Annotated in this window: 9 protein-coding genes; all 9 read left to right on the top strand. The window is 65.3% G+C overall.

The window, feature by feature from the left end:
- On the top strand, positions 1–795 hold a 795-nt coding region (locus E3T55_RS07845; RefSeq protein ID WP_134519014.1), incomplete at its 5' end, for an FtsQ-type POTRA domain-containing protein.
- Positions 796–951: 156 nt separating this feature from the next.
- The gene (gene ftsZ, locus E3T55_RS07840; RefSeq protein WP_134519013.1) at positions 952–2,151 is read left to right on the top strand and encodes a cell division protein FtsZ; all 1,200 of its coding nucleotides are present in this window, start codon (positions 952–954) and stop codon (positions 2,149–2,151) included.
- Between the two features lie 25 nt (positions 2,152–2,176).
- The gene (locus E3T55_RS07835; protein ID WP_241992939.1) at positions 2,177–2,869 is read left to right on the top strand and encodes a YggS family pyridoxal phosphate-dependent enzyme; all 693 of its coding nucleotides are present in this window, start codon (positions 2,177–2,179) and stop codon (positions 2,867–2,869) included.
- 35 nt (positions 2,870–2,904) lie between these two features.
- Positions 2,905–3,474 (top strand): cell division protein SepF, encoded by a 570-nt coding sequence (locus E3T55_RS07830; protein WP_134519011.1) that lies wholly within the window; start codon positions 2,905–2,907, stop codon positions 3,472–3,474.
- A gap of 9 nt (positions 3,475–3,483) precedes the next feature.
- Positions 3,484–3,786: a YggT family protein gene (locus E3T55_RS07825; RefSeq protein WP_134519010.1), complete on the top strand. Its 303-nt coding sequence runs from the start codon at positions 3,484–3,486 to the stop codon at positions 3,784–3,786.
- Positions 3,787–3,912: 126 nt separating this feature from the next.
- Positions 3,913–4,563 (top strand): DivIVA domain-containing protein, encoded by a 651-nt coding sequence (locus E3T55_RS07820; protein ID WP_134519009.1) that lies wholly within the window; start codon positions 3,913–3,915, stop codon positions 4,561–4,563.
- The gene (gene lspA / locus E3T55_RS07815) at positions 4,553–5,140 is read left to right on the top strand and encodes a signal peptidase II (protein ID WP_134519008.1); all 588 of its coding nucleotides are present in this window, start codon (positions 4,553–4,555) and stop codon (positions 5,138–5,140) included. The genes E3T55_RS07820 and lspA overlap by 11 nt, the downstream gene beginning before the upstream one ends.
- Positions 5,137–6,063 carry an RluA family pseudouridine synthase gene (locus tag E3T55_RS07810; protein WP_241992938.1) on the top strand — a complete coding sequence of 309 codons (927 nt, stop codon included), beginning with the start codon at positions 5,137–5,139 and terminating at the stop codon, positions 6,061–6,063. The genes lspA and E3T55_RS07810 overlap by 4 nt, the downstream gene beginning before the upstream one ends.
- Positions 6,064–6,090: 27 nt before the next feature.
- Positions 6,091–9,609 carry a DNA polymerase III subunit alpha gene (gene dnaE, locus E3T55_RS07805; RefSeq protein ID WP_134519007.1) on the top strand — a complete coding sequence of 1,173 codons (3,519 nt, stop codon included), beginning with the start codon at positions 6,091–6,093 and terminating at the stop codon, positions 9,607–9,609.
- The last annotated feature ends 10 nt before the right edge of the window (positions 9,610–9,619 follow it).

Below are 9,619 nucleotides of genomic sequence, written 5' to 3'. Positions count from 1 at the left end.
GCGACGCTGACGGCCGGCGCCAAGCTCACCGGCGGTGCGGCGCGGGCCGGGCTGCGCGCGGCCAAGCGCGCCCGCAGGCGCTACGAGCGTCAGGAGGTGCGTCGGTTTACCTGGCGTTCCCGCCGCAGGCGCACCAACTGGGTCGTGTCGCTCGGAGCGGTCGCGGTCATGACCCTCTCGGTCGTTGGCGCCGGCTATTCGCCCCTGATGGCCCTGCGCACCATCGAGGTCGTGGGCGCGAGCCGGGTACCGGCGGACGCTCTCGTGGCGGCCCTCGACTCCCAGGTCGGTACCCCGCTGCCGCTCATCGACTTCGGCCTGGTCAAGAACGAGCTCTCGGAGTTCATGCTGATCCAGAGCTACGTCACCGAGAGCCGTCCGCCCGGTACGCTCGTGGTGCGCATCGTCGAGCGTGAGCCCATCGGTGCCCTCGCGTCCGCGGCCGGCTTCGATCTGGTCGATGCCGCCGGAGTGGTGATCGAGTCGAGCCCCGAGCGCCCCGCCGGGTACCCGCTCATCGAGGCCGACAAGGGCGTCGAGAGCGCCGGGTTTCGGGCGGTGACGGCCGTCGTCAGCGCCCTGCCCGACAGCATCCGCTCGCAGCTCGATACCGTCGGCGCGGAGACGAAGGACGACGTGACCCTCAACCTGGTCGGGGGAGCGCGGGTCGTCTGGGGCAGTTCTGAGGAATCAGAATACAAGGCGGTCGTGCTCGGGGCGCTCATGGTCGGTCACCCCGTCGGTACAGTCAACGAATACGACGTCACCTCACCCGACAGCGCGGTGTTGCGGTGAGCGCGGTGTTGCGGTGAGTTTGGCCGGGACTTCGCGACACGCGGGCGCGCCTCCCCAGCGGGCGCGCCGTGGCGCATAACTTCTAAATCAGGAATTGCATACTCAGCATAACTTTAAGCCTCGACTAGAGGTTGAGAGTTCCACCGGAGGCCGGACGTGTCAAACAATCAGAATTATCTAGCCGTGATCAAGGTCGTCGGTATCGGCGGTGGCGGCGTCAACGCCGTGAACCGCATGATCGAACTTGGCCTCCGTGGCGTCGAGTTCATCGCGATCAACACCGACGCACAGGCGCTGCTCATGAGCGACGCCGACGTGAAGCTCGATGTCGGGCGCGACCTGACCAGGGGCCTCGGCGCCGGTGCAGACCCCGAGGTCGGCCGCCGCGCAGCCGAAGACCACGCCGAGGAGATCGAAGAGGCCCTTGCCGGGGCCGACATGGTCTTCGTCACCGCGGGTGAGGGCGGTGGAACGGGCACCGGTGGTGCCCCCGTCGTCGCCCGCATCGCCAAGTCCATCGGTGCGCTCACCATCGGTGTGGTCACCAAGCCGTTCGGCTTCGAGGGCAAGCGTCGCCAGGCCCAGGCCGAGACCGGTGTCGCCTCGCTCAAGAACGAGGTCGACACGCTCATCGTCGTGCCGAACGACCGCCTGCTCGAAATCAGCGACCGCGGCATCAGCATGCTCGAGGCCTTCGCGACCGCCGACCAGGTATTGCTCGCCGGCGTGCAGGGCATCACCGACCTGATCACGACTCCCGGCCTGATCAACCTCGACTTCGCCGACGTGAAGTCGGTCATGCAGGGCGCCGGTTCCGCCCTCATGGGCATCGGCTCCTCGCGGGGCGCCGACCGGGCCATCAAGGCCGCTGAACTGGCCGTGGCCTCCCCGCTGCTTGAGGCATCGATCGACGGGGCCCACGGCGTGCTGCTGTCGATCCAGGGTGGTTCCAACCTCGGAATCTTCGAGATCAACGACGCCGCCCGTCTCGTGCAAGAGGCAGTGCACCCCGAGGCCAACATCATCTTCGGTGCCGTCATCGACGACACGCTCGGCGACGAGGTGCGCGTCACCGTCATCGCCGCCGGCTTCGACGGCGGAGAACCCGGTGCCAAGGCCGTCGAGGTGCGCCGTGCCGACCTCGTCGCCGCCGGCATTGCCAGCGGGGTTGGCACCGCAGCCGCGGGAGCCGCCGCCCCGTCGGTCACCGCCGACGCCAGCCAGTTCAGCGCCGAAGAGCTCGCCGGCTCCTCGGTCTGGGCCAGCAATGACGCAACCGCCGGCGGAGCCACTGTCGTCGACCCGGCCTTCGAGGAAGACCCCGACGACCTGGACATCCCCGATTTCCTCAAGTAATCCGGCTAGTCCCTCGGGTGCTGGGGTGATCGACACGCTCGACGAGCGTCTGCAGCAGGTGCGGGCCGGAATCGCTGACGCGGTCCGGCTCGCCGGGCGTGACCCGAGCGAGATCACGACGGTAGTGGTCACGAAGTTTCATCCCGCGAGCCTGATCGCGCAGCTCGCGGCCCTCGGGGTGACGGACGTCGGTGAAAGCCGGCATCAGGAGGCCCAGGGCAAGGCGGCAGAACTCGCCGACCTGAACCTGACGTGGCACTTCATCGGCCAGATCCAGGGCAAGAAGGCGCGTCAGGTGCGCGCCTACGCCAATGTCATTCACTCCCTCGACCGAGCCTCGCTCGTCACGGCTCTCGCGGCGCCCGACGCCCCCGGCACCGACGCGCCGGTGCGGGACTGTTTCATTCAGGTGAATCTGACGGATGATCCGGCGCGCGGCGGTGCGCAGCCGAGCGATCTCGAGGCCCTCGCCGAACAGGTTCTCGCCACCTCTGGCCTGCGCCTGCTGGGCCTGATGGCCGTCGCACCGCGCGAGGGTGAGCCTCGGCGGGCGTTCGCTGCCGTACGCGCGCTCAGCGTCTCGCTTCGCTCGATTGCCCCGCAGGCCACCGCACTGTCGATCGGAATGAGCCAGGACTACCAGGCGGCCATCTCCGAAGGGGCGACACACCTAAGAATTGGCACCGCAATCACCGGGATTCGCCCGTTACACGGTTAATCTCTTAGAGAAGAATTACTTACACGGAGGTCGACATGTCCAACCCGCTCAAGAAAACCATGGTCTACCTGGGGCTGGCAGACGAAGAGCTGCACTACGAGGCCCCCGCGACCGCTCACGTAGCGGCCGTGCCGGCGCCCGCTGAGCGTTCCAACTCGTCCCACACGTCCAACGCGTCGGCTCACGCCGCCGCAGCGGCCCAGTCCAGCGCCGCCCATGCCGGTTCGGCGCATAGCGGATCGGCGCAGAACAACGCCGGCCGTGCTCCGGTGACTCCGCTGCGCAAGACGCAAACCCCCAAGAATGTGGCTGCTTCCGAAATGAATGAAATTCTCACGGTCCACCCGCGTCAGTATCGCGACGCGCAGGTCATCGCGGAGTCCTTCCGTGACGGAATCCCGGTCATCATCAACCTCTCGCAGATGAGTGATGCCGACGCCCGCCGCCTGATCGACTTCGCCAGTGGCCTCTCACAGGGCCTGTACGGCAAGATCGAGCGCGTGACCGCGAAGGTCTTCCTGCTGTCCCCGTCACACGTCATCGTGTCCGGCGAGAACAGCACCGAAGAGCCGGACGCGGAAGCGTCCTTCTTCGCCCAGTCATAGACTTAGAGCGTGCTTGTCGATCTCCTGGCCACAGTTGCCTACTATGCCCTTCTCCTGTACTTCTTCGTGCTCTGGGGACGCTTCATCATTGACCTGGTGCGTGGCGTCAACCGCTCGTGGCGTCCGACCGGATTCACTCTGGTTCTCGTCGAGCTGGTCTACACGTTCACCGACCCACCGGTACGCTTCTTTCGTAAGCTGATACCGCCGCTGTCGATTGGACCCATCCAGTTCGACTTCGGGTTCACCATCACGATGCTCTGCTGCATCGTCGGAATGTCGATCGCATCCTTTCTGCGGGCGACTTTCTAAAGCTCGTTCCGTGTTTCTCAAGCTTGGCCCGCGCCGCACCCGGCGCGGCATGTATTCTTGTCCGATGGCGCCCGAGTTTGGGTGTCATACAACTGTTCGCAACACAAGTTCTAAGGGTGGAAAGCCATGGCGCTAACTCCGGAAGATGTAGTCAACAAGCGGTTCCAGTCAACGAAATTCCGTGAGGGATACGACCAGGACGAGGTTGACGACTTCCTCGACGAGGTCGTCGTTGAACTGCGCCGCCTCACGCAAGACAACGAGGAGCTGCGCGCGCGCATCACCGCAGACGGCGGCGTTATCGCTGAAGCCGTCAGCGCGCCCGTCGCCGCCGTTCCGGCCGCTGCCGAGCCCGAGCCCGTCGTGGTTCCGGAGCCCGTCAAGGCCGCCGCGCCGGTCGTCGTCGCCGCCGAGCCGATCGATGAGACCGCCGGTACCACGAACCTGCTGCAGCTCGCTCGTCGCCTGCACGAAGAGCACGTCAAGGAAGGCGCCGAGAAGCGCGACGCCCTGATCGCCGAAGGTCACGCCACCGCCGCTCGCGTCGTTGCCGAAGCCGAAGCGAAGCAGCGGGTCGCCAACCAGCAGATGGACAAGGAACGCTCCGTTCTCGAGGGCAAGATCGAGGGCCTCCGCACGTTCGAGCGTGAGTACCGCGTCAAGCTGAAGAGCTACATCGAAGGCCAGCTCCACGACCTCGACTCCACGTCGCCGGTCGGCGCCGGCGTCGGCAGCGATTCCGCTCCGAAGTCGTCCTTCCAGGGCTTTGGCGCCTAGGGTCCGAACGGAGAAGCGCTCCCGCGCGCTCATCGTTCTGGCGCTCATCGCGCTGGGCGTGTACGCGCTGGATCAAATCAGTAAGATCCTGGTCGTCGATCTGATGGCCGAGGGTGAGGTCGTCCGGGTTCTGGGCGAGGTGCTGCAACTGCACTTCGTTCGGAACCCGGGAGCGGCCTTTTCGCTTGCCAGCGGCACCACCTGGGTCTTTTCGATCATCGCCGCCGGCGTGGTGGTCTTCATTGTCTGGTTCGCCCGCCGCATCCGTTCCCTCGCGTGGGGCATTGTCTTTGGGCTTCTGCTCGGTGGTGTGCTCGGCAACCTGACCGACCGCCTGCTGCGCGAGCCGGGCTTCGGTCTGGGCCACGTCGTCGATTTTCTGTCGACGCCCTGGCTGTTGCCCGCCATCTACAACGTGGCCGACATGTCCATCGTGTCGAGCATGGTCATCTTCATGATTTTGACGATTCGGGGCATCGGCCTCGACGGCGAACGCGTGGTCGAGACACCGAAAAAGCAGAACCCGACGGCCGAAGAACCGCCCCTAGACGAACCGAAGGCCGAGATCGTTCCGTGACCACCCAAACCCGTGCCCTGCCGCTGCCCGAAGGGCTCGAAGGCGTGCGCGTCGATGCGGGCCTCGCCAAACTGTTCGGTTTCTCCCGCAGCTTCGCCGCGGAGGTCTCCGAGCAGGGCGGGGTCATTCTCGACGGGACCGTCGCGGGAAAGTCTGACCGGCTGCACGCCGGCAGCTGGCTCGAAGTGACCTGGCAGCCGAAGCAACCGGTGCGCATCGACCCGATTGCGGTGCCCGGCCTCACGATCGTGCACGATGACGACAGCATCGTCGTCGTCAACAAGCCGGCCGGAGTGGCAGCCCACCCGAGCGTTGGCTGGTCGGGTCCAACCGTTCCGGGCGCCCTCGCGGCGGCCGGTTTTCGCATCGCGACCTCCGGCGCGGCCGAACGGGCCGGCATCGTGCACCGCCTCGACGTGGGCACGAGCGGGCTGATGGTCGTCGCGAAGTCGGAGGCGGCGTACACCCATCTCAAGCGTGCCTTCCACGACCGCGAGGTCGAAAAGGTCTACCACGCCGTCGTGCAGGGACACCCCGACCCGACCAGCGGCACCATCGACGCACCGATCGGACGCCACCCGCACCACAACTGGAAGTTCGCGGTGATCGCCGATGGCAAGAATTCGATCACGCACTACGAAACGCTCGAGGCGTTCCGCGCGGCCACCCTGCTCAAGATTCACCTGGAGACCGGCCGCACCCACCAGATCCGGGTGCACATGTCGGCCCAGCGGCATCCCTGTGTCGGCGACGCCATGTACAGCGCTGACCCCAGCATCACCGCACGCCTCGGCCTCGGCCGGCAGTGGCTGCACGCCACCCAGTTGGCTTTCGAACACCCCGACTCACGCGAGTGGGTCACCTACAACGCCGAGTACCCGCCGGACCTGGAGCACGCGCTGAGCGTACTCCGCGGCGACTGAGGACCCCCGCATGAATCTTGATGCCGTATGAGTGACGATTCCTTCGTCCACCTGCACGTACACAGCGAGTACTCGATGCTCGATGGGGCAGCCCGGGTCAAACCGCTGATCAAAGCGGCCGTCGAGCAGGGCATGCCCGCCGTCGCGATCACCGACCACGGCAACGTGTTCGGTGCCTTCGACTTCTGGAAGAGTGCGACCGAGGCCGGCATCAAACCGATCATCGGTACCGAGGCCTACATCACGCCCGGTACCGACCGCAGGGACAAGACCCGGGTGCGCTGGGGGACCGGCGCCCAGAACCGTGATGACGTCGGTGGCGCCGGCTCCTACACCCATATGACTCTCCTGTCAGAGAACACCGAGGGCATGCACAACCTCTTCCGGTTGTCGTCCAAGGCCAGCCTCGAGGGCTACTACTTCAAGCCGCGCATGGACCGCGAACTGCTCAGCCAATTCGGCAAGGGCCTCATCGCCACGACCGGTTGTGTCGGAGGCGAGGTACAGACCCGGCTTCGCCTCGGCCAGTACGCCGAGGCCAAAAAAGCTGCGGGTGACTTTCAGGACATCTTCGGCAAGGAGAACTTCTTCTGCGAGATCATGGACCACGGCATCGACATCGAGCGCCGCACCATGACCGACCTGCTCAAGCTCGCCAAAGAGCTCGACCTGCCCCTCGTCGCGAGCAACGACCTGCACTATACCCACGCCCACGACGCGACCGCTCACGCGGCACTGCTCTGCGTGCAGTCGGCATCGACTCTCGACGACCCCAACCGGTTCAAATTCGACTCAGACGAGTTCTACCTGAAGACCGCCGCGCAGATGCGGCACATCTTCCGGGACCACCCGGAATCCTGCGACAACACCCTGCTGATCGCCGAGCGGTGCCAGGTGGATTTCAATACCAAGGCCAACTACATGCCTCGATTCCCCTGCCCCGAGGGCGAGAATGAGGAGAGCTGGTTCATCAAGGAGAACGAGGTCGGGCTGGCGGGGCGCTACCCGAACGGGATTCCCGACGCCGTGCGCAAGCGCGCCGACTACGAAATCGGCATCATCGTGCAGATGGGATTCCCCGGCTACTTTCTCGTGGTCGCCGACTTCATCATGTGGTCGAAGCAACAGGGCATCCGGGTCGGTCCCGGCCGTGGCTCCGGTGCCGGCTCGATGGTCGCCTACGCCATGGGCATCACCGACCTCGACCCGCTCGTGCACGGGCTGATCTTCGAGCGGTTCCTCAACCCCGACCGTGTCTCCATGCCCGACTTCGACGTCGACTTCGACGAGCGTCGCCGCGGTGAGGTCATCAAATACGTGACCGAGAAGTACGGCGAGGAGCGCGTCGCCCAGATCGTCACCTACGGCACGATCAAGGCGAAGCAGGCCCTGAAAGACGCGAGCCGGGTGCTCGGCTTTCCGTTTGGCATGGGTGACAAGCTCACCAAAGCAATGCCGCCGGCCATCATGGGTAAGGATGTGCCTCTGACCGGCATGTTCGACAAGGATCACCCCCGTTACCGGGAAGCGGCCGACTTTCGGGCGGTCATTGAGAGCGACCCGGAGGCCCGCACGGTCTTCGACACGGCCCTCGGCCTCGAAAACCTCAAGCGCCAGTGGGGCGTGCACGCCGCCGGCGTGATCATGTCCTCCGACCCGCTCATCGACATCATTCCGATCATGAAGCGCGAAGCGGATGGCCAGGTCGTCACGCAGTTCGACTACCCCGCCTCCGAAGCCCTGGGTCTGATCAAGATGGACTTTCTGGGGCTGCGCAACCTCACCATCATTGACGACACCCTCGACAACATCGCCGTCAACCGCGGCCATCGGCCCATCCTCGAGGACCTCGGTCTCGAAGACCCGGCCGCCTACGAACTGCTCGCCCGCGGTGACACCCTCGGGGTGTTCCAGCTCGACGGTGGGCCGATGCGGGCCCTGCTGCGCCTCATGAAGCCCGACAACTTCGAAGACATCTCGGCCGTCATCGCGCTGTACCGCCCGGGCCCCATGGGCGCGAACTCGCATACCAACTACGCGCTGCGCAAGACCGGCCAGCAGGAGATCATCCCGATCCACAAGGAGCTCGAAGAGCCCCTGAAAGACGTCATCGGCAACACCTACGGCCTGATCGTCTACCAGGAGCAGGTCATGTCGATCGCGCAGGTGCTGGCCGGCTTCTCGCTCGGTGAGGCCGACCTGCTGCGGCGCGCGATGGGTAAGAAGAAGAAGTCAGAGCTGGACAAACAATTCGAGGGTTTCTCGCAGGGCATGAAGGACCGCGGCTACTCGATGGATGCCGTCAAGACGGTCTGGGACATCCTGCTGCCGTTCTCCGACTACGCCTTCAACAAGGCTCACTCGGCCGCCTACGGCGTGCTCTCCTACTGGACCGCCTACCTCAAGGCCGTCTACCCGGCCGAGTACATGGCGGCCCTGCTGACGAGCGTCGGCGATTCCCGCGACAAGCTCGCCCTGTACCTCAACGAGTGTCGTCGCATGGGAATCCAGGTGCTCGCGCCCGACGTGAACGAGTCGATCGGGTTCTTCGCGGCCGTCGGAACCGACATCCGCTTTGGGCTGGGTGCCGTGCGCAACGTGGGCTTCAACGTCGTCGAAGCGATTCGCGGCGCCCGCGAAGAGCAGGGCCGCTTCGAGTCCTTTCACGACTTTCTGCACAAGGTGCCGCTGCCGGTGGCCAATAAGCGCACCATCGAGTCGCTCGTCAAGGCCGGGGCCTTCGACACGCTCGGTTCCACCCGCCGGGCCATGGTCGAGATCCACGAATCGGCCGTTGAATCCGCGGTCAAGACCAAGCGGGCCGAGAGCAATGGCGATGTCGGCTTTGACTTTGCCAGCCTCTACGACGAACCCCAGGACACCGAGCAGGTGCCCGAACGCCCGGAGTGGAGCAAGAAAGAGAAGCTCGCGTTCGAACGCGACATGCTCGGACTCTACGTGTCCGACCATCCGCTCGCCGGCCTCGAAATTCCGCTCGCCAAGCACGCGAGTACCTCGATCACCGATCTGTTGGCCTCGGAGTCGACCGAAGACGGCGACACGGTCACCGTGGCCGGCCTGATCACGAGCGTGCAGCACCGCATCGCCAAGAAGTCGGGCAACCAGTACGGCATGATCCAGGTCGAGGACTTCGGCGGTGAGATCACCGCCATGTTCATGGGCAAGGCCTACGAGGAATTCTCGAGCGAGCTGATCAGCGACTCCGTGGTCGTGGTGCGAGGGCGAGTGAGCCTGCGAGACGACGGCATGAACCTGCACGCGTTCAGCGTCTTCGCCCCCGATCTGGGACAGGGTGCCGACCAGAGCACCCTCGCGATCACGATCAGCGAGACCCGGGCGACGACCGATACCGTGCAGGCCCTGAGTGAGGTGCTGACCCGGCACATCGGTGCCGCCGAGGTGCGGCTGAAGCTGATCGTGAAGGGCAACACCGCGCGTGTCTTCGAGTTGCCGTACCGGGTGAAGGTGAGCGCAGACCTGTTCGGTGAGCTCAAGAGCCTGCTCGGCCCGTACTGCCTCACCTAAGCCAGCACTA

This window comes from Cryobacterium frigoriphilum (assembly GCF_004403305.1).
Lineage (GTDB): Bacteria > Actinomycetota > Actinomycetes > Actinomycetales > Microbacteriaceae > Cryobacterium > Cryobacterium frigoriphilum.
The sequence above is the reverse complement of the archived record's forward strand: the minus strand, read 5'-3'. Positions and strand labels throughout refer to the sequence as shown.